The organism is Microbacterium sp. RU33B, assembly GCF_900155915.1.
Taxonomy (GTDB): domain Bacteria; phylum Actinomycetota; class Actinomycetes; order Actinomycetales; family Microbacteriaceae; genus Microbacterium.
Map to the genome: position 1 here is coordinate 497,753 of NZ_FTPO01000002.1, position 25,933 is coordinate 523,685.

A 25,933-nucleotide genomic window follows, 5' to 3' on the forward strand; every position below is an offset into this window, starting at 1 on the left:
CGCCCTCTCCCATTCGGAACCCTCGGTCGTTCGGATCGATCAGGATCGGAGAAGCACGCGCGTCCTCCCCGCCCTAGCGTGGCAGTACGGGCGATGACCGCCCCGTCACGCGAGAGGAGAAGGCGATGGCCGAGAAGTCCGACGGGCTCAGCAAGGAGGAGCGGGATGCCGTCAAGGAGCGCGCGAAGGAGCTGAGGGCGCAGCAGAAGGCCGGCAAGAACCGCGAGGCGGGCCTGGCCTCGGTGCGTGAGGCGATCGCGAAGCTGGACGCCGCCGACGCGGCGCTCGCCGAGGGCCTCCATAAGGTCGTGAGCGAAGTCGCCCCCGATCTGATCCCGAAGACGTACTACGGGATGCCCGGCTACGCGAACGCCGACGGCAAGATGGTCGTCTTCCTCCAGCCCGCGTCGAAGTTCAAGACGCGCTACTCGACGATCGGCTTCGAGGGCCCCGCGAACCTCGATGACGGCGAGTGCTGGCCCGTCGCGTTCGCCGTACTGGCGTGGTCGCCTGCCGTCGAGAAGAAGTTCGCGGCGCTCGTCCAGGCGGCCGTCTCCTGACCGCTCTAGGCTGTTCAGGGCCCCCGCGCACGCGGAGAGCCGTGGGAGCAAGGAGCGTTCGTGGACTCGAACACAGCGGAACCGATCGTACGAATCCTCTCGGGGACCTCTGCGGAGGTGAGCGTCGGGAAGGACGTCGAGCAGATCGTCGCCGCCGACAGCCGTGCCCTGCACGAGCGGATCGTCGAGTTCGTCCGGCTGCGCGCGGCATCCGCAGGCCAGCCGGTGACGGCCACGATCGTCGAGGGCTCGGCCCAGTCGGCCCTCATCGTTCAGCCCGACGGCTCGTTCAGCGAGCCGGCGGTCGGCGCTCCCGCGCGCACCACGGCGCCCGCCGCCGAGCCCGGACCCCTCACGGCCGCCGGAGCGCTGCAGCCTGCGGCCGAGGCGCCGACGACGCGCAAGCCCACCGTCGACGATCTGCTCGCCTCGCGCGGCGGGCCGCCGAAGGATCGCGCGACCATCGGCTGGCAGGGGGCGCTGCGCCGCATGACCGGCGGCAAGATCTCGCCGCGCCCGAACCGCCGCGAGCGCTCGCGCCTCGAACGCGAGCGGGCTGTGCAGCGGCGCCTCGACGGGTCGCGCACGATCGTGATCCTCAATCCCAAGGGCGGCGCGCACAAGACCACCAGCACGCTGCTCCTGGCGGCGACGCTCGGCACGCTGCGCGGCGGGTCGACTCTCGCGTGGGACAACAACGAGACCCGGGGAACGCTCGGCTGGCGCGCCCAGAGCACTCCGCACCACCAGACCGCCGTCGATCTGCTGGAGAACCTCGATCGGTTCGCCGACATGAGCCGCGCGAGCCTGGCGAACCTCGACACCTACGTGCGCACGCAGGTCGACGCCCGCTTCGACGTGCTGGCGTCGGACGAGGATGCCGCGGCATCCTCCACGATCGACGCCGACGCGTTCAACCGCCTGCACGGCATGCTGTCGCGGTACTACCGGCTCATCGTGATCGACACCGGCAACAACATGCGCGCTTCGAACTGGGTGGCCGCGGTCGCCGCCGCCGACCAGCTTGTGATCGTCTCCACGGTGCGCGAAGACACCGCCGCCAGTGCGGCCTGGCTGCTCGACGGCCTGCGCGAGAAGGGCTTCGGCAAGAAGATCGACGAAGCGGTCACCGTGCTGGCCTCCCCGTCGAGCAAGCCCGATCGCCGGTTGAAGGCGCGTCTCGACTCGCACTTCGGACAGGTGACCTCGGGTGTCCTGCACGTGCCCTACGACTCGACCCTCGTCGACGGCGGTCCGATCGACTTCGAGTCGCTGTCGCCCGAGACGCGCGACGCGTGGCTGACGGTGGCCGCGACGATCGCCGGCCGCCTCTAGTCGGAGGGCCGCTCGTCATTTGACGAGGGGCCGGATGCTGGTGAACCCCCCGTCGACGGGGATCACCTGGCCCGTGATCCGCGCTGCGGCGGGCGAGAGCAGCCAGTCGATGACGGCGGCGACCTCGTCGGCGGTCTGCACACCCCCGAGCGGGTACTGCTTCGCGGCGCCTTCGCGCATGACCGGGGCGCGCAGCATCCCGGCCGTCAACGGAGTGTCGGTCATGCCGGGCGCCACGGCGTTGACGCGCACTCCCTTCGCCGCATACGTGGCGGCGGCGCTGCGCGCGAGGGCCTCGACCCCGCCTTTCGCGGCGGCGATGGCTTCGTGATTGGCCACCCCGATCCGCGCCACGACCGAGCTGGCGAAGACCGCCGCCCCCGGTTCGCCGCCGAGGGCCCCGATCCAGGCCTGGAGCACCCACATGCTGCTCTCGAGGTTGACGCGGAGGATCTCGCGGGCATCGTCGGGCTTCGTGCGGTGCAGCGGCGCGATGAGGGTGCTGCCGACGGCGTGGGCGAGCCACGCGGGCGCGCCGCCGAGTTCGGCGCGACACGCCTCCATCGCCGCGGCCGCCCCCTCGGGTGTCGTCACGTCGGCGCCGATCCGGGCGTCGGCGTCGACATCCGCAAGGCCCGCGGCGTCGCGACTCACCGCCGCCACCCGCAGTCCCCTGGCCTTCAGGCGGGCGACGAGCGCGCGGCCGATGCCGCCCCGCGCTCCGGTCACGAGGGCGATGGTGCTGTCGGTGTCGGTCATGCTCGCTCCGATTCTCTGTGGGCGGGGACGGGGATCTCGTCTCGCCGGATCATGGCGGCGCGCGCCGCGATCTCCTCGCGCTCGCCCTCGTCGATGCGCGCGAGGTTGCGCACTTGGAGCGCCATCCGCGGCTGCGCTGCCAGCACGTCTTCGTTGCGCATGAGGAAGTCCCAGTACAGCGTCGTGAACGGGCAGGCGTCGTCGCCGATGCGCTTCGCAGGGTCGAACGGGCACGTGCGGCAGTACGGACTCATCCGTGCGATGTACTTGCCCGTCGCGGCATAGGGCTTGCTACCCATCAGACCGCCGTCGGCATATTGGCTCATGCCGAGGGTGTTCGGCAGCTCCACCCATTCCACGGCGTCGACGTACACCGCGAGATACCAGCGATGCACCTCGGCCGGCTCCACGCCGAGCAGCATCGCGTAGAGGCCCGTGACCATGAGGCGCTGGATGTGGTGCGCGTACCCGTTCTCGAGGGTCGTGCCGATCGCATCCCGCAGACATGCCATCGGCGTCTCGCCCGTCCAGTACCAGTCGGGCAGCGGTTCGTGCGCGTCGAGGCCGTTGCGCTGCACGTAGCCGGGCATCTGCGTCCAGTAGACCCCGCGCACGTACTCCCTCCACCCGAGGATCTGGCGGATGAATCCCTCGGCAGCCGCCAGTGGCACGCGACCGTCGCGGTAGGCGGCTTCGGCGGCCTGCACGACATCGCGCGGGTCGAGCAGCTTGAGGTTCATCGCCGCCGATAGATGCGCGTGCCACAGCCAGGGGTCGCCCGGCCACATCGCATCCTGGGCGTCGCCGAAGCCGGGCAGGCGCTCCTCGACGAACAGGGAGAGTGCCTCCTGCGCCTGCGCGCGGGTGACGGGCCAGGCGAAGGTGTCGAGGCTCCCCGGATGCTCGGCGAACCGTTCCTCGACGAGGGCGAGCACCTCGCGCGTCATCGCATCCGGCGGAAAGGTCGCGCGGGGCGGCACGAGCCCGGGCCCCTGCGCCGGAAACGGGCGCCGGTTCTCGGCGTCGAAGTTCCAGTCCCCGCCCTCCGGGCGATCGTCCGCCGTCATCAGGATGCCGTGCTGACGCCGCATCTCCCGGTAGAAGTACTCCATCCGCAGGCTCTTCCGGCCGCGTGCGTGGGCGGCGAACTCGCTGACGGAACAGAGGAAGTGCCGGTCTTCACGCACATCCAGCGGGATGCCGGCGGCGGCGGCCGTCTCGCGCATGGCCTGCAGCACCCGCCATTCGCCGGGGGCCGTCATCACGATCGACTCGGGCCGCAGCCGCGTCAGGTCGGCGGCGAGCTGGGTCGCGAGCGACCCCCGGTTCTCCGGGTCGTCGAGTGCCGTGTAATGCAGCGTCCGCCCCACGGCTCGCTGCTCCTCGGCGAAGTGGCGCATCGCCGTGAGGAACAGCGCGGTGCGGGGCTTGCTGCTCCACACGTGGGTGGATTCATCCTCCACCTCCGCCATCCACACGGCGTCGAGCGCCGGATCGAATCCGTCGAAGCCGCTCGCCTCGGGGTCGAGCTGGTCACCGAGCACGACCACGAGCCGCCGCGGCCCCGCTCCGGCGTCATCCATCGGCGTTCCTGGAGGTGCGCTCGCGACGGCATCTCTCGGAGCAGTGACGCAACTCGTCCCAGTTCGAGGCCCAGCGGCGTCGCCAGGTCATCTCGCGCCCGCAGGTCGCGCACGTCTTGCTCGGAAGCGCGGCCTTGTTGCCCCGGAATCCGGGGGCGGAATCGGAGCGGGCGCGCGCCATGGGGCCAGCTTAGGTGCGGCAGAGAGGGCCGGGGCCGGGGCCCGGGTCGCTAGCGTGGAGACATCGCAAGACGCTCGAGAGGACACCCATGCGCGGGCTGATGATGGATGCCGTCGGCGCACCGCTGTCGGTGCGCGATGTCGCCGAGCCCGTCGCCCCCGAGGGAGGCGTCGTCGTGGAGGTGCGCGCGACCGGTCTGTGCCGGAGCGACTGGCATGCCTGGGTCGGGCATGAGGACATCGCCCTGCCGCACGTGCCCGGACACGAGCTCGCCGGCGTCGTGGTCGACGTCGGAGCCGGCGTGCGCGGCTGGACGCGCGGCGACCGGGTGACGGTTCCCTTCGTCTGCGGATGCGGCCGGTGCGAGTGGTGCCGCGCGGGCGACGCGCAAGTGTGTCCGGATCAGCAGCAGCCCGGTTTCACGCACTGGGGCTCGTTCGCCGAGCGGGTCGCCCTCCACGCGGCCGACACGAATCTCGTGGCGATCCCGGATGCGGTGTCGTTCGAGGCCGCTGCCGCGCTCGGATGCCGTTTCGCGACGGCGTTCCGGGCACTCACCGGGCGAGCGCGCGTACAGCCGGGGGAATGGGTCACCGTGGTGGGTGCCGGCGGTGTCGGACTCAGCGTCGTGATGATCGCGCACGCCCTCGGCGCTCGGGTGGTCGCCGTCGACCGCACGCCCGCGGCTCTCGATACCGCTCGGGCCTTGGGCGCGGAGCACGTGGTCGTGGCCGACGGACGCGACGTCGCGTCCGAGGTGCACGCCCTGACGGGCGGCAGCCACGTCTCGATCGACGCCGTCGGCAGCGAGCAGACGTCGGCCGACGCTGTCCACAGCCTCCGCCGGCGCGGTCGCCACGTGCAGATCGGTCTTCTTCCCACCGCATCCGGGCTCTCCCCGATCCCCATGGCGCGCGCGATCGCGTGGGAGCTCGACATCCTCGGGAGCCATGGCATGGCGGCCGCCGACTACCCCGCGATGCTCGCGCTCATCGCCTCCGGGACCCTCCGCCCGCAGGAGCTGATCCACGAGACGATCTCGCTCGAAGAGGCCGCCGCGCGCCTCCCCGTGCTCGACCGCGCTGCGCCGGTGGGGATGACGATGGTCGATCCGCGCCTCTGAGGCGGGTGCGGGAGCAGCCGAGTGGGGCCATCGGCTCGACATGTCCATATGGTGCGGTGTCATCGTTGCGTGGAGACATCCCCGTTACCTGGGATGCGCGCCCGCAAGCGCAACCACGAGCGACGGCATACGTGGTTCCGTCACAGGCAAATCGGGCGGCTGCATCGGCCCAGCACGGATACCCTGTTTCCATCCTCTTGAGGGCGGCAACCCTTTGCGCCGAGTCTTGGAGTGTCAGTTGACCATTCGCAGACGTGGTGCGGCAGTGTTGGGGCGACCGGAGCACTACTCCGGCCAGGCGGCCGTTACGGTGTCGACATGGAGCTTGCCTGAGCTGAGTTCCAGGCAGCAGGCGCGGCTCATCGACGACTGGTGTGAGTTCTTCGAGAGCGGCCCGACCGGTATCTGGGATCTCGCATTCGACATGCGGATGCCGAAGCGGCTCTTTGACGCACTGTCAGCCCAAACTCAACTGCGTAGCCTCGGAATTTCGTGGGGGGTGTACGACAACCTCGGCGCTTTGGAAGGGATGACTGAACTCATTGACCTTCATCTCGAGTCTGCCACCTCTGTCACTGACCTCGCTCCACTTGCCGCGTTGACGAAACTGGAGGATCTCGAGCTCGGCGGCACGTGGCGACTCGACGACTACTCGATCATCGGAACCCTTGTCGGGCTGCGCCAACTGCGCATCGGTGGAGGACACTCGAACATCCGGCAGCACACGAGATCCCTCGAGTTCCTCACCAGTCTGCGAGCGCTCCGCCGGCTCGACTTGATGCTCATCCCAGACGAGCTCGACTACAGCCCCCTCCTGGAGCTGGTGTGGGTCGAGGAGATGTGGGTCAGCGCCATCGAGAAGATTCGGAAGACGATGACCCCAAGCATGGTCGATCTCGAGTGGGCGCTCCCCGGCCTCCAACGTGCGCGCGAGGACCGGAAGGCAGGCCGGACGTACGAGTGGTACCGTGGGGAACGCATCGGCGACTACCGGCGGGACGAGGACGACCAGATCTACCTCTACCGATACGACCTAGCCGACACTGAGTAGCTCCAAGACTCACGCAGACAGCTCGAACCGAATAGTCGCAGAGGGACTAGGAGTACTCGGTGCGAGGCCCGATGAGCGATCCCCAAAACGGGCATCGCACGGTGAGGGCTGTAGGCGGCCGTCGACGGGGGAAGCGCAGGCGCTCACTTGCGAGGGCGTTGACCTCGGACCCACAATTGCGCGATGGCTGAGACCCCTCCTCTCGACGAAGGCCCGTTCTTCCACGGAACGCGAGCTGCGCTCAGACCTGGCGACCGGCTCACCGCGGGCTACCCCTCGAACTACAAGCCCGAGGTGATCATGAACCACATCTACTTCACCGCGCTCCGCGACGGTGCGGGACTTGCGGCGGAGATCGCGGCGATGCTCGGTCCCGCGGGTGCCCGCCCCCACGTCTACGTCGTTGTGCCGACCGGCGAGTTCGAGAACGACCCGAACGTAACGGACAAGAAGTTCCCGGGGAATCCGACCCGCTCCTTCCGCACGGCCGCGCCCCTGATCGTCGTCGAAGAGACCACCGAGTGGACACGGCAGAGCCCCGAAGCGCTCAACACCTGGCGGGCGCGGCTGGCCGCGCTGCGAGAAAGCGACGCCGAGATCATCAACTAGATGAACACAACTCGTCGTCCCGTGGGCGGCGGCGCTGTCGCTCGCGGTAGATCGGGGCCGGGGATCGCGACAGACTGCAGGGGTGCCTCTCTTCGATCACCTCGGTGTGAGTGTCAACGACGTCGCCCGTGCGATCAGTCAGTTCGATCCCATCCTGACGGCGCTGGGCCTCGAACGCACCGACGGCGAAGACGGAGCCTCCTGGTACGCGGAGGGCGAGACCGAGTTCATCGTTCGCCTCGCACGTGAGTCCGTCGGCACGGTGCACCGGCACGGCCAGGTCGGATGGCAGCACCTCGCGTTCGCGGTCAGCTCCCGAGCGGAGGTCGATCGCCTGCATGCGATCGCGATAGCCGCCGGCTGGACCGTCGTCCGGGAACCGAAGAACTATCCCCGGTTCAACGATCGCTACTACGCATCCTTCGTCGAGGAAGACAACGGCATCCGCATCGAGTTCATGCACAACCCCGGACCAAGCAGCTCCTGAACGACAAGAATCCACGTGCTCGCCATCCCGCCGGCGGTGCGCCGCGCGTGGCGGGTCGCGCTCGGTCAGGCACGTTCCACGGGAAGCCAGAGCTCACAGGTCGCGGTGCTGAAGTCCTCGGCGCGGTCGAGCACGGCGACGAGGGACGGGCCGGGGCGAAGTCGCCACGGGTTGGACGGGAACCAATCGGTCGCCGTGGCAGCCCATCCCGCCTGCAGCGCGCCGGGGTGGTCGCCTTCGGTGCGGAACACCGCCCACGTGCCTGCGGGGACCTCGATGACGTCGAGATCATCGGGTGCGTCGGTCTCCGCGGAGATCGCCACGCCGTGCAGATACGTGAGTTCGGTGCCTTCGGCGTAGTCCGGGTCGACATCTGCGCTCACTTGGAGGAGACCGCTCGGCTCGGTGTCGCTCAGGGCCTTCAGGCGGGAGTGCGCGGCCGGAGGCAGTGATGCGATATGTGCGTGGATGTGCGGGTTGATGCCTTCGTGGATGAGGGGCAGTCGGACGGCATGCCCCACAAGGCGAAATGCCGGCCGGTCGACGATGCGAGTGTCCATGGTGATGTTCCCTTCGACGGTCAGGCGGAACCTGATCTGTGGTTGTGTTCGAAGGGGGCCCCCATCGCGTCGGACGTCACCCGGCGCCACACCGTGCACGGCCCGGAACGCTCGGCTGAACGCCTCGGTGGAGCCGTAGCCGTAGCGCACCGCGATGCTCAGCATCTCGTCGTTCCCGAGGATCTCCGCCGCTGCGACGGTCATCCGACGTCGCCGGATGTACTCCGACAGCGGCATCCCCGACAGTGACGAGAACATCCGCCTCAGGTGGTACTCCGTGGTGCCGAGAGCGGTCGCCAACGACGTCGCATCGATGTCGTCGTCGAGATGCGTCTCGACGAACTCGATCAGCCTGTTCAGCTCCGCGATCATGGTGCCCCCTTCGACATCCACACTTCCGGGTGGCCTCGCCGGGCACCCTACTATCGCGGTCCGCTCTGATCATCGGCTTCGATGTGAGGACGTCACGCCGTGCTCACCACATCGCGCTGTCGCTACGTCGCGATGTGGTGAGCGAGGAAAGTGGCCGCACGCAGTGTCAGGCGAGGTTCGGCGGCGCGCAGGTGCTTGGTGGCCGCCACCGTGTCTTTGTCTGTCGCGATATCAGCCGGTACGACGCTGAGCGCCCACGTGAGCGCGGGCGCGGGCGGTTGCCCACCGGCCGGTATCTCGCCGCCGAAGAGGACCTGAAGTCTCCTCCGCGGATCCTCCCGATCTCCGAAGATCTTCGCTGCCCATGTGCTTTGCATCAGTCGCCTCCGCCCATCACGCTATGCAACGACGAGGAGAATTGCCTCCACCATGCGACGGATCCTCGAACGGAATCTCTCGGACTTCGCGCTGGGATGCTCGATGGGTCGCCTCACGAGTTCGCTGTGACTGTCGAGTCTCTTCGCCGAGCGCACCAAACGCCGCCCCGCGGCTCACGCGCGATCGTGGAGAGTGACGTGATAGCCGTCGGGGTCGGCGAACGTGAATGTTCTACCGAACGGGCCGTCGATCGGGGCGGAGACGATTCGGTGGCCGCCGGCGGCCAAGGCATCGTGAATGTCCTGCGCATCCGTGGCGTGCAGCCAGATCGCAGTGCCTATCCCGGGCTGAGTGACGGAGGTCAGATCCGTGCCGGGGACGATGTCTCGCAGCGCGAACGCGATGGGGGCTGTCTGGAAGACGACGGCATGTGGCGGTCCGGCCGGAGAGCGGACGAGGCCGAGGTAGTTCTCGTAGAACGCCTGTGACGCGTCGAGATCGCGCACCTGAAGGGAGATGAAGTCTGGGCCTGTGACCGGCATGGGGAACGTCCTCTTCGTGTCAGTTAACTTACACCGTACTGTATGTCAGAATACTGACATGAGTCAAGACCACGTCGGCATCGACCTGGAGACCTCGCTGGGATATCTGCTCAAGGAGGCCGCCAGCGCTCTCCGCGCAGCCATGGAGACGGTCCTCCGTCCGCTCGGCATGACCATCACGCACTACGCCTGCCTCGAACTGCTGGAGCAGCGACCGGGCCTGTCCAACTCCGATCTGGCACGTGGAACCTTTGTGACGCGACAGTCGATGAACGTCCTCCTTCAGGCGTTGGAGAGAGATGGCTACGTGACCAGAGCCACGGAAGCGCCGGTGGGAAAGGCCCTTCCGACCACACTCACTCCTCGTGGTCGGCGCAGCCTGGCGACGGCGACCGTCGCGGTCCGAGCTGTCGAGATGCGGATGCTGAGCGGATTGACGGAGGACGAACAGACCACTGCATTCAAGATCCTTCACACCATGACCCACTCCCTGCGGAACGACGGCAAGAGCGCGTAGCCCGGTCGCGAAGCGGTCAATGTGCGCGAGTTGATCGAGCTGGACGCGCACTGCCACAGAACCCGACGCGCCACTGTCGACACGACAGCACACGAGGTGGGTGACTTCTGCCGCATCGGACATCAGCTCATCGTGCGTGTCCGTGGTGCCCACTAGCGTTCGTTCATGTCCGTTCAGGTTCTGCCCGCCACCGACCACTGGGACGACTTCGCGACCTTCATGGTGCCGCGCAAACCGGGAGCCGGTGGGTGCGTCTGCATGTCTTACCGGGATGCGCGCCTGGCGATGCCGGAGCGCATCGACTACATGCGCGCCGAGTGCTCGACCACCCCGGGTCCGGGGGTGCTCGTCTATATGGAAGACCAGGTCGCGGGCTGGTGCTCGGTGGCTCCGAAGTCCACCTATCGGCGGCTCATGAACTCGCGCACCATCCCGCATCTCGACGAGGATCGCGACCCGTGGTCCATCGTCTGTTTCGTCGTCAAGGCCGGGTTCCGCAAGCGCGGGCTGATGCATGACCTGCTGGAAGGGGCGGTCCACCATGCGCGCTCCAGCGGCGCGGCGATCGTCGAGGGGTATCCGGTCGATACCGGTGAGCGGGTGGATTCGATCTCCGGCTACGTGGGAACGGTCCGTCTCTTCGAGGCCCACGGCTTCGTCCGGCATCAGGCGACGGACGCACACTCGGGCGGCGCCCAGCGCTGGGTGATGCGGCGGGAGCTGTGACCACGCCGTCGCACGACACGATGTCCAGCGGTGAACAGCTCTCGCAAGTCTCGGCGAAGAGGACCTAGACCACCCTCTGACCGCGCTCCCAGACCGCGTGCGTCAGGTGCATCCCCGGGCGGTACGCGAAGTGCGACACGGAGGGCGCGTCGATGACGTGGAGGTCGGCGCGGTTCCCGGACACGATCGCCCCCACATCGGTGCGTCGCAGCGCGCGGGCACCTCCCGCGGTCGCGGCCCACACCGCCTCCTCCACGGTCAGGCGCATCTGCAGCACCGCGGTGGCCACGCAGAAGGCCATCGATGTGGTGTTCGAGGTGCCGGGATTGCCGTTGCTCGCGAGCGCGAGGGTGGCTCCGGCGGCGAGCAGCTCGCGGGCCGGCGGGAACGGCTCCCGCGTGCTCAGGTCGCAGGCCGGCAGCAGCGTCGCGACGGTCGACGACGATCCGAGCGCGTCGACATCCTGGGCCGACAGATGGTTGCAGTGGTCGACGGATGCCGCGCCCAGCTCGACAGCGAGGCGGACTCCCGGTCCCTCGCCGAGCTGATTGCCGTGCACGCGGAGGCCCAGACCGGCGGCGCGCCCAGCCTCGAGCACCGCACGGGACTGGTCGGCGTCGAACGCCCCGCGCTCGCAGAACACATCGATCCAGCGGACGAACGGGCGCACCGCGGCGAGCATGTCGCCGGTGACGAGCGAGACGTACCCATCGGCGTCGATGCCCGGCGGAACGACATGCGCGCCGAGGAATGTGGCCTCTTCGGTGACCTCGGCAGCAAGCCGTGCGAGGCGTGCCTCCTGCGCGACATCCAGTCCGTAGCCGGTCTTGATCTCCATCGTCGTGGTGCCGGCGCTCGTCGCAACCGCCCGGCGGGCGGCGAGACTCGCGCGCAGCTCCTCATCGGAGGCAGCGGTCGTGGCGGCCACCGTGGTGTGTATGCCACCGGCCTCATACGCGTGGCCTGCGAGCCGATGCTCGAACTCGTCCGACCGATCTCCCGCGAACACGAGATGCGTGTGCGCGTCGACCCAACCCGGCAGCACGGCCCGGCCTCCCAGGTCGGTGCGCCGATCGGCGGCGGGAGCGTCCACAGCCGGTCCGACCCACGCGATCGTCTCGCCGTCGAGGATCACGGCCGCGTCAAGCAGGCGCCCGGTCACCCCACCGAACCGCGGATCGTTCGTCGTGAGCTCGGCGATGCCGGTGAGCAGTTCGGTGGTCACGGCGCCTCCCCGAAGAGCGATGCGATCGAGCGCTGGAGCGCGTCGGCGGTGTCGTCGCTGTCGCGTGACACCACTCTGCCGCCGATCACGGTGCGGCGCACGTCGGAGGCGGTAGCGGTGAGCGGGAGCTGCTCGAGCGCTCCGCCCGCGGTGCGCACGGTGCGGGCGTCGATCTCGACGAGATCCAGCGGTCCGCCCAGGCGCGCCGGCGCCGGGAGGCCGAGGGCGGCGTACCCGTCGTCCGAGCCGATCCGCCACAGCTGCGCAGGTGTGAACCGGCCCCGGCGGAGGGAGCGCATGCGCTCTCCGGCCTCCAGCGCGCGCAGCTCGAGCAGCGGATCGACGACGGCGTTCTGATCCGACCCCACGGCGATGCGCACTCCGGCGTCATGCAGCTCGAGGGCGGGCCCGATGCCGTCGCCGAGATCGGCCTCCGTGGTCGGGCAGAACACCGCGGTCACTCCGGCATCCGCCAGCATCCGGATGTCGGCCTCGGTGAGGTGGGTCGCGTGCACGACCGAGAGGCGGGGGGAGAGCACGCCCTCCGCGGCGAGCAGAGCGGTGGGCGTGAGGCCGTGCGCGGCGACGCACGCGTCGTTCTCGGCGGGCTGCTCGGAGAGATGGATGTGCAGCGGGACGGATGCCGGCAGCCCGCCCACCGCGGCCGACAACGCGTCGCGCGGCACGGCGCGGACCGAATGCAGCGCGGCGCCTATCGTCACCAGCGGCGACCGGCCGTCGAGCTCGGCGCGCAGGGCGTGCCAGCGCTCGAGCCAGCGATCCACGGATCCACCCCCGAACCGCAGCTGCTCCGCCGCGAGCGGACGGCCGATGCCCCCTGCCAGGTAGAGCGTGTCGAGCAGGACGAGCCGGATGCCGGCCGCCTCGGCGGCATCCGCCAGTGCGATCTCCATCGCATGATCCGGATACGGCGTGCCGTCGGGTCGGTGATGCACGTAGTGGAACTCGCCCACGCTCGTCCACCCCGCCGCCGCCATCTCGGAGAACACCGCGGTCGCGAACTCGCGGTAGAGGTCCGGCGTGAGCCGCCCGGCCGCGCGGTACATGAGCTCGCGCCAGGTCCAGAACGATCCGGACTCGTGCGTGCGGCCGCGCAGCGCCCGGTGGAACGCGTGCGAGTGCGCGTTCGCGAAACCCGGTGCGGCGACCTGGAGTGCGACGGCGTCGTCCGGACGCGGCACCCCGGAGGTCTCGGCGACGACGGTGCCGGTGGCATCCGCGTCGAACAGCACCCCGCGCATGACCTCGCCGCCGCGCAGCATCCGGTCGACCCAGACCCTCACGCGAGCTCCTCGATCGCGCACACGAGCGCGTCGACCCCGGCGTCGATCGCCGCGTCGTCGGCGCCCTCCTCCGGTGCGTGCGAGATGCCCGAGGGATTGCGCACGAACAGCATCGCCGTCGGCACGTGCGCCGCGAGCACACCGGCGTCGTGCCCCGCCCCGGTCGGGAGCACCGGAACGCCGCCGAGGGCGGAGTCCAGGCGATCGCGGAGCCGGGGGTCGAAGGAGACCTCGCCGGTGTACGACTCCTCCACGACGGATGCCTCGCACCCCTCCGCCGCGGCGGCCTCCGCCACGCCGGCCGCGATCTCCGCCACGATGTCGCGCGTGTCCTTCTCGGAGTCGGCGCGCACGTCGAGCCATGCCGAGACGCGCGACGCGATCACGTTGGTGCCGCCCGGGAGTGGTTCGAGGCGCCCGATCGTGGCGCGCGAACCCATCCGAGCCGCCGCAGCCCGCCGGGCTGCGAGCACGGCATATGCCGCGGGGAGCATGGGATCGCGGCGATCGACGAGTGCGGTCGTGCCGGCGTGGTTGCCCTGGCCTCGCACGTCGATGCGCCAGCGGCCGTGCTCGAGGATCGTCGAGCCGACGGCGACGGGCGCGTCGAGGTCGACGAGCCCCCGGCCCTGTTCCACGTGGAGCTCCACGAACACCCCAATGCGCGCGAGGGCCTCGGCATCGGCGCCGAAGGAGCCGAGGGACGCCGCCCGGGCGACGTCGCTGAAGCGGTTGCCCGCGGCATCCGTCAGCGACGCGGCGCGCTCGGCCGACAGAGCGCCCGAGAGAAGGCGGGATCCGAGGCACGCGATGCCGAACCGCGATCCCTCCTCCTCGGCGAAGACGACGACGGCCACCGGCCGCGACGGAGTGAAGCCCGCCGTCTGCAGACGCTCGACGGCGGCGAGCGCGCTGACCACGCCGAGCGGGCCGTCGTGCGGGCCGCCGCCGGGCACCGAGTCGAGGTGGCTGCCCGTGACGAGGGCGTCGGGCCCGGGTTCGCCCCACCACGCCCACACGTTGCCGTTGCGGTCGGTCGTGACCGCGAGCCCGAGGCGCTCGGCGCGCTCGGCGAACCACGCGCGCAGCTCGAGCTCGGCGTCGTCGAACACGTGCCGGGTGTAGCCGCCGCGGCGGGCGTCGCGCCCGACCTCGGCGATCTCGCCGAGCAGCCCTCGGGCGCCGGACGAGGTCATAGACCCTCCTGCATCGGCACGCGCAGACCCCGCTCGCGGGCGACGTCGGCGGCGTGCGTGTAGCCGGCGTCGACGTGGCGCATCACCCCGGTGCCGGGGTCGTTCGTGAGCACGCGCTCGAGCTTCTCCGCCGCGAGGGCCGTGCCGTCGGCCACCGTGACCTGTCCGGCGTGGATCGACCGGCCGATCCCGACTCCGCCGCCGTGGTGCAGCGACACCCACGTGGCCCCCGATGCCGTGTTGAGCAGCGCGTTCAGCAGCGGCCAGTCGGCGATCGCGTCGGAGCCGTCCTTCATGGCCTCCGTCTCGCGGTAGGGCGAGGCGACCGAGCCGGAGTCGAGGTGATCGCGGCCGATCACGATCGGTGCGGAGAGCTCGCCCGAGGCGACCATCTCGTTGAAGCGGAGTCCTGCGAGGTGGCGCTCCCGGTATCCGAGCCAGCAGATGCGCGCGGGTAGGCCTTCGAAGTGCACCTTCTCGCTCGCCTGCGTGATCCAGCGGCGCAGGGCCGTGTCTTCGGGGAAGAGCTCGAGGATCGCGCGGTCGGTGGCCGCGATGTCGGCGGGGTCTCCCGAGAGCGCCGCCCAGCGGAAGGGCCCGCGACCCTCCTCGAACTGCGGCCGGATGTAGGCCGGAACGAAGCCGGGGAACGCGAAGGCGCGGTCGTATCCGCCGAGCTCGGCCTCTGCGCGGAGCGAGTTGCCGTAGTCGAAGACGGCGGCTCCGGCATCCTGGAACCCCACCATGGCCTCGACCTGCTTCGCCATGCTCCGCCGCGCGTTCCACGTGAAACCCTCGGGATCGGCGGCTGCGGCATCCTTCCATTCGTCGACCGACACTCCCTCGGGAAGATAGGCCAGCGGGTCGTGGGCGCTCGTCTGGTCGGTCACGATGTCGATGGCGGTGCCGCGCGCGAGGAGGTCGGCGAACACGGTCGCCGCGTTTCCGACGATGCCGACGGACAGTGCCTGACCGGATGCCTTGGCCCCCAGCGCGCGCTCGAGGGCGTGGTCGAGATCGGTCGTGTACTCGTCGAGGTAGCCGTGTTCGACGCGACGGGCGAGGCGCGACTCGTCGACGTCGACGACCAGCACCGCTCCGCCGTTCATCGTCACGGCCAGCGGCTGCGCTCCGCCCATGCCGCCCGCACCGCCGGTGAGAGTCAGCGTGCCGGAGAGCGAGTCGCGGCCGAGCGAGCGCGCCACCGCGGCGAACGTCTCGTACGTGCCCTGGAGGATGCCCTGCGTGCCGATGTAGATCCACGACCCGGCGGTCATCTGGCCGTACATCGTGAGTCCGAGCGCCTCGAGGCGGCGGAACTCGGGCCAGTTCGCCCAGTCGCCGACGAGATTCGAGTTGGCGATCAGCACGCGGGGCGCCCACTCGTGCGTGCGGAAGACGCCCACAGGCTTCCCCGACTGCACGAGCAGCGTCTCGTCGGACTCGAGGCCCTCCAGCGTGCGCACGATCGCGTCGTACGCCTCCCACGAGCGGGCGGCCTTGCCCGTGCCGCCGTAGACGACGAGATCTTCGGGATGCTCGGCGACCTCGGGATCGAGGTTGTTCATCAGCATGCGCACAGCGGCCTCGGTCTGCCAGCTCTTGGCGACGATCGTGCTGCCGCGACGAGCGCGGATCTGTCGGGACATGTGGTGCCTTTCTGTGGGTCTCAGCGGTGAGACGAGTCGGTGAGCCGCGCGGACAGGCGGCGGGCGGCGGCGGCGAGGAGCTCGCCGCACTGCTGAGCGTCGGACTCCGACATCCGGTACGTCGGGACCAGGATGCTGAGCGCGGCCACGACGCGACCGGCGGCCGTGAGGGGGGCTGCCACCGCGGTGACGTCGCGTTCGATCCCGCGCTCGATCACCACGAACCCGGGCTCCGGCGTCGCGCCGCGGAGCACGAGGCCGGCGGCCGATCCCTCGAGCGGGATCGTGCGGCCCACCCAGTTCGCGTGCCGTACCGAGTGCGACCCCTCGACGATGGCGATGTAGAGCGCGGAGTCGGCGTGGCCTTCGACGCTCAGGTAGACCGACTCGCCAGTCTCAGCCTCCAGCGCGACCATCTCGTCGTGGCACAGATCGATGAGCGACTCGTTGCCGAGAGCCTGGGCGCCGAGCTGCATGAGGCGCGAACCCGCTCGGTAGCTGCCCTCGGCATCCCGCCGCACGAAGCCGCTCGCCTCGAGGGTGCGCAGGAGTCGCAGGGCCGTGCTCGGCGCGAGGTCGACGGCGCGCGCGGCATCCGCCAGCGTCGTGCTCCCCTTCTCGCACACGTCGGCGAGGAGGGAGAGCGCGCGCTCCACGGTGCGGGTCGACGGTTCGCTCACGACGCCTCCAATGTTTCACTGCACAGCATACAGATTCCACTGGATGAAATGAAGTGCCCGACCGTTCCTCGCTCAGGCGTCGCATACGCTCCCGCAACATCGCGCCGCGTCGAATGGATGCTGCACAGACGAGGAGACGGAATGAAGAACACGACGGCACGGGCCACGGGAGCGCTGATCGCGCTCGCCGCGGTGGCGGTGCTCACCCTCGGCCCCCGCGCGGTGGTCGCCCCCGCGCGCAGCTTCTTCACCGAGATCGCGGATGCCGTCATCGCGCCGTTCGCGTCGGTCATCCCGTACGGCGACGACCGCGCCCTCAATGCCATGCTCTTCGTGCCGCTGGGCGCCGCCCTCGGGATGCTGCTGGCTCGCCGGTGGTGGCCCCTGGCGATCGTCGCCGGTCTCGGCGTCTCTGCGGCCGTCGAGTGGGCGCAGATCGCGATCCCGGGCCGGGTGCCCGACCCGCACGACGTGCTGTGGAACACCCTCGGTGCGGCGGTCGGCGCGATCGGGGTCGCCGTGATCCGCGGGACGGTCGCGGCATCCGTGCGCTACGCGGGGAGGACGACCCGCACGTGAAGTCCGCCCGCGGTCAGTGCGGCGATGTCGAGTCGCCCGCCGTGGGCGCGCACGATCGCGGCGACGATCGCGAGACCGAGGCCCGATCCCGCCGTCTCGGTGCGCACGCGCCCGGCTCCGCGCACGAACGGCTCGATGAGCGTCGCGGTCGTGGCCGGATCCACCACCCGCCCGGTGTTGGCGACCGTGAGCTCGGCCCCGCCGAACGGCGACGGGTCGACCGTGATCCAGATGCGGCCTCCGGGCACGTTGTGCACGACGGCGTTGCGCACCAGGTTCGACAGGAGCTGCTCGAGAAGCGTCCGGTTGCCGACGACCGCGGCCGCCGCGAGCTCGGATTCGACCGCGAGGCCTCCGGCATCGGTCTCGGCCAGCGTGCGGCGGACGACCTCGGCGATGTCGACCTGCTCCACGTCCCAGCCATGACCGCGCCCCGCACGCGCGAGATCGAGGAGCGCCTCCGTGGTCGCGATGGCGCGGTCGTTCGTCGCCGCGACGCGGGCCAGGACGGTGTCGACGTCGCGGCCGTCCGGATCGGCCTGCGCGACTTCGACCATCGTCCGGATGATGGCATGCGGGGTGCGCAGCTCGTGCGACGCGTTCGCTGCGAATCGTCGCTCCTCCTCGAGCGTGAGCTGCACGCGGTCGAGCATCGCGTCGAAGGCGTCGGCGAGCTCGGTGAGCTCGTCGCGACGGCCGGGCAGGGCGATGCAGTGATCGAGCGCGCCGTCGCGCGCGCGACGGGCGGCATCGGTGATGCGGCCGAGCGGGCGCAGCACGAAGCCGGCGAGGGCCCAGCCGCCGGCGAGGCCGAACACGACGAGAAGGCCCAGCGCCCACCACGAGTACTTGACGAACACCTCGAGGAGATTCGTGCGGTTCGGCGCCCACCCGCCGCCCTCGAGCTGGAGATTGCCCTCGGGGACGAAGCGCAGCAGCAGGAAGCCGACGGCGAAGAGCGCGATGCCGGCGATCACGAGGAACCCCGCGTAACTCAGGGTGAGCTTCACCCGCACCGACAGCCCGGCCGCGCGTTCAGGCATCCGTGGCCTCGCTCATGCGGTAGCCGACACCGGGAACCGTCTCGATCGCCCACGGCTCGCCCAGGCGCTTGCGCAGCGTCGAGATCGTGATGCGGACGGCGTTCGTGAACGGGTCGGCGTTCTCGTCCCAGGCGCGCTCGAGCAGATCCTCGGCGCTCACGACTCCCCCGCGCGCGTTCACGAGCACCTCGAGCACGGCGAACTGCTTGCGGGTCAGGGCGATGTAGCGCCCGTCGCGGAAGACCTCCCGGCGGAAGGGATCGAGCCGCACCCCGCCGACCTCGATGACCGGCGGTGCGCTCGCGGCGGGCCGGCGGCTCAGCGCACGCAGGCGCAGCACGAGCTCGCGCAGCGCAAAGGGCTTCGTGACATAGTCGTCGGCGCCGCTCTCGAACCCGCTCGCCTTGTCGTCGAGCCGATCGGCCGCCGTCAGCATGAGGATGCGCGGACTCTCGTCCTCGAGCGCCAGCCGCCGGGCGATCTCGTCGCCGTTCGGACCGGGGATGTCGCGATCGAGCACGACGACGTCGTAGCGGTTGATCGCGAGGAGCTCGAGTGCGGTGTCGCCGTCGCCCGCGATGTCGGCCGCGATCGCCTCGAGGCGGAGTCCGTCGCGGATCGCCTCGGCGAGGTAGAGCTCGTCCTCGACGATCAGCACGCGCATGCGCCCAGCCTAGGTCGCGACGTGTATCGGGAGCGTATGGCGATCATGCGCTGGCCGGCGGGTACAGGCGGCGGAGCACGAGTCGCTGCACGAGCGTCCAGACCACCGTGACGAGCAGGTACAGGCCGGCCGCGAGCGGCACGAAGAGCGCGATGCCGGCCGTGACGAACTGCAGCACGCCGAGCAGCCCGACGGGGATCGCGGGGATCGGCGAGTCCGGATCGTGCGGGGGCTGCGGCATCCGGAACAGTCGTCGAGTGACCTCGCCGACGGCCACGATCACGACGACGAGGAGGCCGCAGACGAGAGCGATCGACGCGTCGAGAGTGCCGGATGCCAGAGAGCCGAACAGGCTCGTGCCCAGCGGGACCCCGAACAGGGTCTGGCCCAGCAGCTCGTTCGGGTGCCCCGCGATGACCGGATGCAGGAACACGGCGTACAGCAGACCCACGATCGGCGCCTGCAGCAGCACGGGCAGGCAGCCGGCGAAGGGCGACGTGCGCTCGTCGCGATACAGCTGCATCGTCTCGCGCCGCAGCCGTTCGGGGTCGGAGCGGAAGCGCTTCTGCAGTTCGCGCAGCTGCGGCGCGAGGCGCGCCCGCGTCTGCTCGGCTCTGGCCTGCGAGATGCCGACGGGGATCAGGAGGGCGCGCACGAGCAGCGTGATGAGCAAGACGGCTGCGGCGGCCGAGGACGCCCCGGCGAGAGGGGAGAGAAGGGCGGAGAGGCCCATCAGGGCCGAGGAGGTCAGGTCGAGGAGAGCGGCGACGGGTGGGAAGGCGAAGAAGTCCATGGCGGTGTCCGTTCGGTGGCAGATGATCGGGGATCGATCGGCCACGAAGGGATGCCACGGCACAGCGCCGGGCGTCGGATGCTACGTGGCCGAGGCCACGGACTGCGGTGCGCGCGGGCGCGGGTGCCCCGGGGCATCCGGATCGCTCTGCGTGAGCGGCGACGACGCGTCGATCGCGCGACGCGGATGCGGCGGAGACGCGCCGCCGGAGGCGGGATGCGTCATGGCGACGAGCGTCAGCAGCGCAACCGTCGCCGAGATCACGGCGATCGTGAGGGCGAGGGCGCCCGTCATGCCGCCGAGCGCGGCGAGGTCGACGCCGCCCAGTACTCCGAGGGCGGAGAGCAGCAGATGGAGGGTCGCGGTGACGGCGTCGTGCATCCCGTCTCCTCTCCTCGTGCGCGGGCCTCCACGCTAACACCGCGGGATATCGCGGATGTATGCATCCGCGCATACGGCCCGGCAACACCCGGACGCGTGGACTTGAGGGCATGATCACGCTCTCCGCGACCCCTGTCGTCCACTCTCCGCATCGCCGTCCGGTGCTGTTCGTCGTCGTCGGCGTGCTGCTCGCAGCCGTCGTCGCGGGCCTCGTCGCGGCAGTCGCGGTCGCCGGGAGTCCGGCGCGGGTCTTCGACGCGCCGTTCGTCCCGGATGCCGAGAACGGTCACCTGGAGTCGTCGGTGTCGCTGTCCGACCTCGACGTCCCCGCGATCGCGCGGCTCGATCCCGTGCTCCGCACGGCGATGACGGATGCCGAGACCGCGGCCGGGATGCGCTTCGACATCACGAGCGGCTGGCGCAGCGCCGAGTACCAGCAGTGGCTCTTCGACGACGCCGTGCGCGTCTACGCCAGCGAGGAGGTCGCGCGGCAGTTCGTCGCGACGCCGGAGCGCTCGCACCACGTGACCGGGAACGCGGTCGACGTCGGCAACCTCGACGCGCAGCTGTGGCTGCAGCAGCACGGCGCGCAGTGGGGTCTGTGCCAGATATACGCCAACGAGCGCTGGCACTTCGAGATCGCGACGACGCCGGGCGGCACGTGCCCCGCCCAGCTCCCGGATGCGGCCGGCTGAGATCGCGCGGAGGCGGCCGGGCCGAGGGCACCCACGACCTAGACTGGAAGCATCCCGTCCATCGCTCCAGGAACCGCCGTGTCGACAGCATCCGCCGCTCGCACCTTCGAGGTGCGGCACGTCCAGCTCTCGCGCGCGCTCTTCGCCGCGATCGCCGCGGTGATGATCACGTTCTCCCCCGATCACTCGGCGGCCGTGGGGATGTCCGTGTTCAGCGGCTTCGCGATCGCGACCGGTCTCGTGCTCCTGCTCTCGCTCTGGCTCGTCTACCCGGCGGGTCGGCGGTGGCCGACGACGCTGCTCGCGATCCTGACCATCCTCGCGGGCATGGCCTCGGGCATCAGCGTGTGGCGCACGAACGAGGTGTTCTTCGTGCTCGTGATCGCGTGGGCGGTGACCACCGGTGCCGTCGAGCTCGTCTCGGGCTGGCGCGCCCTGCGTCCCGTGGCGGTGCGCCCGGAGCAGGCGCGCTTCGCGGTGGCCCCGATGCCGCGCAGCGAGGCGCGGGATGCCGTCACGGTCGGGATCATCACGCTGGTGCTGGCGCTCGGACTCGCTCTCGTTCCCACCGGCTACGCGCTGGACTACTACATCGAAGACGCGCAGCAGGGGTTCACCCTGACGGGCATCACCATCGGCGTCGGGATCTTCGGCGGCTACGCCGCCATCGTCGCCGTCTATCTCGGCATCGCCGGGTTCTCGCCCCGCAAGCCCGCCGACGACGCACCGTCGCAGGATCTGCCGGCGCGGGAGGAGGTCGCATGACCGACGACAAGCCCACGCGGCGCGACCTGATGAAGCCCGTGCAGCTGCTCGGGCTCGCCTTCGGAGCCGCCCTTTTCGCCGGCATCGTCACGGCGGTGTCGATGGGCGTCTTCCAGCAGCGTTTCGAGGGTCAGGGTCTGCGCGCCCTCACCCTGGCGGCGGTCGTGGCCGGCATCACGTTCATCGTCGTGCTCGTCGGACTCGCGCTCATGATCCTCGCCGTCGATCCCGCGCAGGTCGCGAAGACCATCGACCGCCCCGTTCTGCTCCCCGACGACGAGCCGGGGCCCGAGAAGGGCCCGGATGCCTCGGCATCCGGAACGCCGCCGCCGGCCTGACTCACTCCCGGCGGCTGCGCGCGTGGGCCGTCTCGAGCACGATGCTCCGCGCCAGGCGCGCCAGCATCCGCTTGAGCTCGTCGAGATCGTCGTCGCTCCAGCCGTCGAGCGCGCGCGCGAAGTCGACGTCGACGACGTCGAGGATGCGACGCCCCTGGGCCCGCCCGCTCTCGGTGAGGGCGACGCGGACGCTGCGCTCGTCGTCGGCATCGGCCACGCGCACGGCGAGCCCCGCGTCTTCGAGGCGCTTGACGACCTTGCTCACGTTGGTGCGTGACATCCCCAGCGCGGAGGCGAGCTCGCTCGGCCGCATCGCGCCGTTGTACGTGAGCTGGTTCACGATGAGGAACATCGGCAGGTCGTCCTGAGGAAACCCCGACGCGCGCATGACGCGGTTGCGCAGCGCCGTGCTGTCGGCCCAGTGCACGATCGAGGTGAGCGAGACCCGCAGGTCGAACGGCTCGGGCTCGATGACGGGAGACGTGTCGACCTCGATGTGCTCGGTCACACCCGCTCCCTCCGTCGTGCCCCTGCCGGCGTCCCGATCATCCCACTTCGCGGAGCACGACAGGACCCCGCAGTCCCGCCTCGCGCGGGTAGGTCGTCTGCGGGCGCGGCCCGCCTCCGGCGAGGTCGGCGAGGATGTCGGGCACGCCCTCGTAGTAGCCGCGGGCGAGAAGACGGTTGTTGAGCGAGCTCGCGACGCGCACGTGGACCGCGTTCTCCCCGGCGACGATGTCGTCGGTCACGTCGACCGTCGGGGCCGACGTGTCGAAGCCCCGCACGGCGCCGCCGCCGACGCGCACCGACCCGAGGCCGCCGGCGGTCGAGCCGAGATCGAGGAGGTAGCGCACGCCGTCCCGCTTCTCGGCCAGCGTGATCGTGGTCGTGTAGTCGCCGACGCCCGACACCTCGGGGCCGACGCCGGCAAGCTCGGTCCATGGTGCCAACGCGGTGTCGGGCGACTCGAGCGTGGTGACCGCGGTCGTCGGACGCACTTCGCGCGTGATGTAGCCGAGGCCGCGGTCTTCCGTGACGAGCTCGAGCTCGCCGGCATCCCAGCTCTCCACCGCGATGCGCCAGGCACCCGCTTCGGCGACCACGCTGTCGGCCACCGGTGCGGGATCGACGGGTGGGGCCGACCGATCGAGGGTGAACAGGGCGATCTCGCCCGGGCGCAGGGCGACCTCGACGACCGTGCGTCCGTCGACCACGGCGGCCGGGTGCGGGTGCCGCTCGCCGCTCCACGGGTCGAGGCGCACGACCGCGCCTGCTCCGTCGAGGGCGATGCGCGCCGTCTGCGGGGCGCCGGTCTCGTACAGGAAGCTGTAGACGTACAGGTGCAGCAGGTCGCCGTCCTCGCGCAGATGGGTCAGGATGCCGCGGTCGTCCGCCGTGAACTCGGCGCGACCGCGGACGCCGAGGCGGCGCAGCGCCGCGACGGTCTGGTCGGGCGAGGAGACCTCCGCGACGGTGGGGAGCGCGAGAAGCTCGGCGATCGTCGCGGCGAGCTCGTCGTCGCGGCCGTCGAGGCCGGGCGTGAGCGACGCGGCCCGCTCGTGGGTGCGGTGCCGGCCGGTCATGAGGTGCTGCACCTCGCGGGCGCCGTGCACGAGGAGCACGCGCAGCCCGCGCCGCGCCTCGCGCAGCAGCAGCGCGGCGACGTCGGCGTCGAGCTCGCTCTGGTAGACGATCAGCGCCTGGTAGCCGGGCCCGCCGGGCTGCACGATCCCGCCCTCGAACGAGATCTCGTCGCGCTGCAGGAGCGAGCCGTCGAAGAACTCGTAGGTCCACCCGGCATCCTGCATGCCCAGGTCCTGCCACCAGTGGTTCTCGCGGTTGCGCATCCACCACGTCGCATAGCCCACCTCGTCGGGCACCCGGTTGCCGTCGGCGTCGATCAGTGCCAGACCGGACGCGTTGTCGACGAAGTGGTCGGTGCGCAGGATCCCCACGTCGATGCGGGGCCTGCCCTGCCGCAGGGTGTACTGCACGCGGCCCAGCGCCTCGGTCCACAGCGGATAGAACTCGGCCGCCGGCTGCCGCGTGTCGAAGCGTTCGGAGAACATCGGCCACATGCCCTCATGCCCCGGCCACTCGGTGGCGCCCTCGGCCCCGGCGGTGCTCGCCCAGCCGTGCAGCACGGTCTTGGTGACGCCCGCAGCGAGCTGGGTCGCGATGATCTGGTCGTAGAAGCGGTGTTCGAGCATGTGGTTGCGCGTGGTCGCGCCCGTCTCCGACGAGTACTGCTTGCCGAACAGGTGGGCGGGGCCGGCGAGCAGCCGGTACGCATCGATCTGCGACGCGAACTCCAGAGACTCCGTCTCGATGCCGTCGACCTCCGGCCCGGGGCGCGTCAGCTCGAACGGCAGGCCGTAGCTGATCTCCGATCGCAGGGCGATGCCGCGCTCGTGCAGGAACGCCGCGAACGGACGCAGCATGTTCTCGATGTACAGGTCGGTCAGCGTGGCGACGTAGTCGTGCCGGACCTTCGCGACCTCGACGGCGTGCGCGGCATCCGGCTCGAACCGGTACACCGTGGATGCCGCCATGAACAGCGCCGACCGGGTGAGGAACGGCAGCCACGGCGTGATGTCGTAGCCCCGGCGCACGCGGAACTCCCGGGCCACGTCGGCGCCCCACAGCATCCCGCCCTCGCCCCAGACGAACAGCTCGAGCGAGTCCATGTACATCTGGGTGCGCGGATTCTGCGCGATCTGGGCGCGCAGCGCCGGGGTGAGCACGACGGTGTCCCAGTAGTCGATGACCGCATCGACGCCGGCGCGATCGAGGTAGTTCACGGTGTAGTTGACGGTGGACGACGGGGATGCCGTCTGCCCCGTGCCGTGCATCCAGAACGCGAAGAGCATCCAGTCGCCTTCGGCGGGCGCCGTCCAGTCGAGCTCGCCGTCGACCACGCTCGCGGTGAGGTCGATGACCGAGTCGACCTCGAGCACGGCGTCTGCGGTGCGGCGGGCCGCGACGACCGCGAAGAGCGTCTGCACCTTCGGGACCGCGCGCTCGCCCGGGAGGGGGCCGTGGTCGCGCTCGGCTTCGAGGTCGATCGGCGTGACGGCGCCGGAGCGGGATGCTCCGCCCGCGACGTGCTCGACGACGACGTCGAGCTCCTTGGCCGCGGCGTCGTGGTCGGGATCGATCGTGGGCAGGTTCGCGTTGGACCAGTTGGTGCCCGACGTGAAGCTCACCGCCATGCCGCGCGCCGTGGTCTCGGTCACGACGAGCTCGGAGTCGTGGCCCCACTCCTCCGACCCCCAGCCGTAGCGGGCGTGGTCGATGGCCTGCTCGTCCATCGCGAGGAACTCCATGCCGCCGAAGCCGAGCCGGTGCGCCGTGTCGATCTCGCGCCGCAGCGTCTCATCGGTGTGCAGGCCTTCGGCCAGCCACCAGCGCTGCTCCGGGCGGAATTCGATGGCGGGGCGTGCGAATCCCTCTGCGAACGCGTCGATCGACATGCGGTTCTCCCTTGAACGCGGCGCGACACGGGCGTCGCACGGCCAGGGTAGGCGCGCGTCGACGCCATCGTCAAGTGTCGCTGCGACACTGCTTGCTGTCGCGTGGACATCACCGCGCTGCGCCGACGCGCTGCGCCGGCGCGCTGAGCCAGCCGCTCCGCCCATCGCTCCGCCGATCGCTCAGAAACCCGCATCGCCCCGCCCATCGCTCCGCCAGCGCGCTGCGCTAGCCGCTCCGTCCATCGCTCCGCCGATCGCTCCGCCGATCGCTCAGAAACCCCGCGTCGCCCCGCCCATCGCTCAGAAACCCCGCGTCGCCCCGCCCATCGCTCAGAAACCCCGCGTCGCCCCGCACACCCCGCAGC

At 70.4% G+C, this 25,933-nt stretch carries 28 protein-coding genes; 12 read left to right on the forward strand and 16 right to left on the reverse strand.

Translation table 11 applies throughout. The features are described from left to right. Positions 1 to 125: 125 nt before the first annotated feature. Positions 126 to 560, forward strand: coding sequence for a hypothetical protein (locus tag B0B14_RS11965; protein WP_076682084.1), 435 nt, complete (start codon positions 126 to 128; stop codon positions 558 to 560). Positions 561 to 677: 117 nt separating this feature from the next. Then, the gene (locus tag B0B14_RS11970; RefSeq protein WP_256714374.1) at positions 678 to 1,895 is read left to right on the forward strand and encodes a MinD/ParA family ATP-binding protein; all 1,218 of its coding nucleotides are present in this window, start codon (positions 678 to 680) and stop codon (positions 1,893 to 1,895) included. 15 nt (positions 1,896 to 1,910) lie between these two features. Here the strand turns inward: B0B14_RS11970 and B0B14_RS11975 are convergent, their stop codons facing one another. Genes B0B14_RS11975 through B0B14_RS11985 form a run of 3 tightly spaced genes read right to left on the reverse strand, consistent with a single transcriptional unit; the run spans position 1,911 to position 4,418 of the window. Then, entirely contained in the window at positions 1,911 to 2,654 is a 744-nt protein-coding gene (locus B0B14_RS11975) for an SDR family NAD(P)-dependent oxidoreductase (protein ID WP_076682088.1), read from the reverse strand. After that, the gene (locus B0B14_RS11980; protein WP_076682089.1) at positions 2,651 to 4,237 is read right to left on the reverse strand and encodes a cryptochrome/photolyase family protein; all 1,587 of its coding nucleotides are present in this window, start codon (positions 4,235 to 4,237) and stop codon (positions 2,651 to 2,653) included. Before B0B14_RS11980 ends, B0B14_RS11975 begins: the two co-directional genes overlap by 4 nt. Beyond that, positions 4,230 to 4,418, reverse strand: coding sequence for a DUF2256 domain-containing protein (locus B0B14_RS11985; protein ID WP_076682097.1), 189 nt, complete (start codon positions 4,416 to 4,418; stop codon positions 4,230 to 4,232). Before B0B14_RS11985 ends, B0B14_RS11980 begins: the two co-directional genes overlap by 8 nt. A gap of 88 nt (positions 4,419 to 4,506) precedes the next feature. Between B0B14_RS11985 and B0B14_RS11990 the strand changes: the two genes are divergently transcribed. From B0B14_RS11990 to B0B14_RS12005, 4 genes are all read left to right on the forward strand, one after another. Beyond that, on the forward strand, positions 4,507 to 5,541 hold the full coding sequence (locus B0B14_RS11990) for a zinc-binding dehydrogenase (protein ID WP_076682099.1): 1,035 nt from the start codon (positions 4,507 to 4,509) through the stop codon (positions 5,539 to 5,541). A gap of 325 nt (positions 5,542 to 5,866) precedes the next feature. Next, positions 5,867 to 6,592, forward strand: a complete 726-nt coding sequence (locus B0B14_RS11995; protein ID WP_143733714.1) for a leucine-rich repeat domain-containing protein — start codon at positions 5,867 to 5,869, stop codon at positions 6,590 to 6,592. 183 nt (positions 6,593 to 6,775) lie between these two features. Further along, entirely contained in the window at positions 6,776 to 7,201 is a 426-nt protein-coding gene (gene arr, locus B0B14_RS12000) for an NAD(+)--rifampin ADP-ribosyltransferase (protein WP_076682103.1), read from the forward strand. 82 nt (positions 7,202 to 7,283) lie between these two features. Next, complete coding sequence (locus B0B14_RS12005; RefSeq protein ID WP_076682105.1) at positions 7,284 to 7,688, forward strand: VOC family protein; 405 nt, start codon at positions 7,284 to 7,286, stop codon at positions 7,686 to 7,688. Between the two features lie 65 nt (positions 7,689 to 7,753). Here B0B14_RS12005 and B0B14_RS12010 read toward each other — a convergent pair whose 3' ends face one another. Continuing rightward, positions 7,754 to 8,620, reverse strand: coding sequence for an AraC family transcriptional regulator (locus B0B14_RS12010; protein WP_076682716.1), 867 nt, complete (start codon positions 8,618 to 8,620; stop codon positions 7,754 to 7,756). A gap of 551 nt (positions 8,621 to 9,171) precedes the next feature. Next, the gene (locus B0B14_RS12015) at positions 9,172 to 9,540 is read right to left on the reverse strand and encodes a VOC family protein (RefSeq protein ID WP_076682107.1); all 369 of its coding nucleotides are present in this window, start codon (positions 9,538 to 9,540) and stop codon (positions 9,172 to 9,174) included. Between the two features lie 58 nt (positions 9,541 to 9,598). Between B0B14_RS12015 and B0B14_RS12020 the strand changes: the two genes are divergently transcribed. Continuing rightward, positions 9,599 to 10,057 (forward strand): MarR family winged helix-turn-helix transcriptional regulator, encoded by a 459-nt coding sequence (locus B0B14_RS12020; protein ID WP_076682109.1) that lies wholly within the window; start codon positions 9,599 to 9,601, stop codon positions 10,055 to 10,057. A 165-nt stretch (positions 10,058 to 10,222) separates the two neighbouring features. Further along, complete coding sequence (locus B0B14_RS12025; protein WP_076682111.1) at positions 10,223 to 10,783, forward strand: GNAT family N-acetyltransferase; 561 nt, start codon at positions 10,223 to 10,225, stop codon at positions 10,781 to 10,783. 64 nt (positions 10,784 to 10,847) lie between these two features. On the opposite strand, the gene hutI is transcribed toward B0B14_RS12025, so the two are convergent. The 5 genes from hutI to B0B14_RS12050 are packed head-to-tail and all read right to left on the reverse strand — an operon-like array spanning position 10,848 to position 16,837. After that, on the reverse strand, positions 10,848 to 12,008 hold the full coding sequence (gene hutI / locus B0B14_RS12030) for an imidazolonepropionase (protein WP_076682112.1): 1,161 nt from the start codon (positions 12,006 to 12,008) through the stop codon (positions 10,848 to 10,850). Further along, positions 12,005 to 13,312: a formimidoylglutamate deiminase gene (locus B0B14_RS12035; protein WP_076682114.1), complete on the reverse strand. Its 1,308-nt coding sequence runs from the start codon at positions 13,310 to 13,312 to the stop codon at positions 12,005 to 12,007. Before B0B14_RS12035 ends, hutI begins: the two co-directional genes overlap by 4 nt. Beyond that, positions 13,309 to 14,508 carry an allantoate amidohydrolase gene (locus B0B14_RS12040; RefSeq protein WP_076682116.1) on the reverse strand — a complete coding sequence of 400 codons (1,200 nt, stop codon included), beginning with the start codon at positions 14,506 to 14,508 and terminating at the stop codon, positions 13,309 to 13,311. The genes B0B14_RS12035 and B0B14_RS12040 overlap by 4 nt, the downstream gene beginning before the upstream one ends. Beyond that, positions 14,505 to 16,157, reverse strand: a complete 1,653-nt coding sequence (gene hutU, locus B0B14_RS12045) for a urocanate hydratase (protein ID WP_076682118.1) — start codon at positions 16,155 to 16,157, stop codon at positions 14,505 to 14,507. Before hutU ends, B0B14_RS12040 begins: the two co-directional genes overlap by 4 nt. A 20-nt stretch (positions 16,158 to 16,177) precedes the next feature. Beyond that, positions 16,178 to 16,837: an IclR family transcriptional regulator gene (locus B0B14_RS12050; protein WP_076682120.1), complete on the reverse strand. Its 660-nt coding sequence runs from the start codon at positions 16,835 to 16,837 to the stop codon at positions 16,178 to 16,180. A gap of 141 nt (positions 16,838 to 16,978) precedes the next feature. Between B0B14_RS12050 and B0B14_RS12055 the strand changes: the two genes are divergently transcribed. Beyond that, positions 16,979 to 17,416, forward strand: a complete 438-nt coding sequence (locus B0B14_RS12055) for a VanZ family protein (RefSeq protein ID WP_076682122.1) — start codon at positions 16,979 to 16,981, stop codon at positions 17,414 to 17,416. Here the strand turns inward: B0B14_RS12055 and B0B14_RS12060 are convergent. From B0B14_RS12060 to B0B14_RS12075, 4 genes are all read right to left on the reverse strand, one after another. Continuing rightward, a complete protein-coding gene (locus B0B14_RS12060; RefSeq protein WP_083710576.1) occupies positions 17,389 to 18,459 on the reverse strand; it encodes a sensor histidine kinase in 1,071 nt (356 codons plus the stop codon). The genes B0B14_RS12055 and B0B14_RS12060 overlap by 28 nt on opposite strands. Next, positions 18,452 to 19,123, reverse strand: coding sequence for a response regulator transcription factor (locus tag B0B14_RS12065; RefSeq protein ID WP_076682124.1), 672 nt, complete (start codon positions 19,121 to 19,123; stop codon positions 18,452 to 18,454). Before B0B14_RS12065 ends, B0B14_RS12060 begins: the two co-directional genes overlap by 8 nt. A gap of 43 nt (positions 19,124 to 19,166) precedes the next feature. Then, complete coding sequence (locus B0B14_RS12070) at positions 19,167 to 19,916, reverse strand: YidC/Oxa1 family membrane protein insertase (RefSeq protein ID WP_076682126.1); 750 nt, start codon at positions 19,914 to 19,916, stop codon at positions 19,167 to 19,169. Between the two features lie 81 nt (positions 19,917 to 19,997). Beyond that, on the reverse strand, positions 19,998 to 20,297 hold the full coding sequence (locus tag B0B14_RS12075; RefSeq protein ID WP_076682128.1) for a DUF6412 domain-containing protein: 300 nt from the start codon (positions 20,295 to 20,297) through the stop codon (positions 19,998 to 20,000). A 110-nt stretch (positions 20,298 to 20,407) separates the two neighbouring features. On the opposite strand from B0B14_RS12075, the gene B0B14_RS12080 reads away from it, so the two are divergent. The 3 genes from B0B14_RS12080 to B0B14_RS12090 all read left to right on the forward strand — a co-directional run bounded on the left by B0B14_RS12080 (position 20,408) and on the right by B0B14_RS12090 (position 22,095). Next, positions 20,408 to 20,992: a M15 family metallopeptidase gene (locus B0B14_RS12080; RefSeq protein ID WP_076682129.1), complete on the forward strand. Its 585-nt coding sequence runs from the start codon at positions 20,408 to 20,410 to the stop codon at positions 20,990 to 20,992. A 78-nt stretch (positions 20,993 to 21,070) separates the two neighbouring features. Continuing rightward, the gene (locus B0B14_RS12085; protein ID WP_076682131.1) at positions 21,071 to 21,757 is read left to right on the forward strand and encodes an acyl-CoA synthetase; all 687 of its coding nucleotides are present in this window, start codon (positions 21,071 to 21,073) and stop codon (positions 21,755 to 21,757) included. Further along, positions 21,754 to 22,095, forward strand: a complete 342-nt coding sequence (locus B0B14_RS12090; protein ID WP_076682133.1) for an amino acid transporter — start codon at positions 21,754 to 21,756, stop codon at positions 22,093 to 22,095. Before B0B14_RS12085 ends, B0B14_RS12090 begins: the two co-directional genes overlap by 4 nt. 1 nt (position 22,096) lies before the next feature. Here B0B14_RS12090 and B0B14_RS12095 read toward each other — a convergent pair whose 3' ends face one another. Continuing rightward, positions 22,097 to 22,603: a MarR family winged helix-turn-helix transcriptional regulator gene (locus B0B14_RS12095; protein WP_076682135.1), complete on the reverse strand. Its 507-nt coding sequence runs from the start codon at positions 22,601 to 22,603 to the stop codon at positions 22,097 to 22,099. Between the two features lie 37 nt (positions 22,604 to 22,640). Next, positions 22,641 to 25,568, reverse strand: coding sequence for a glycosyl hydrolase (locus tag B0B14_RS12100; protein ID WP_076682137.1), 2,928 nt, complete (start codon positions 25,566 to 25,568; stop codon positions 22,641 to 22,643). Positions 25,569 to 25,933: the final 365 nt, after the last annotated feature.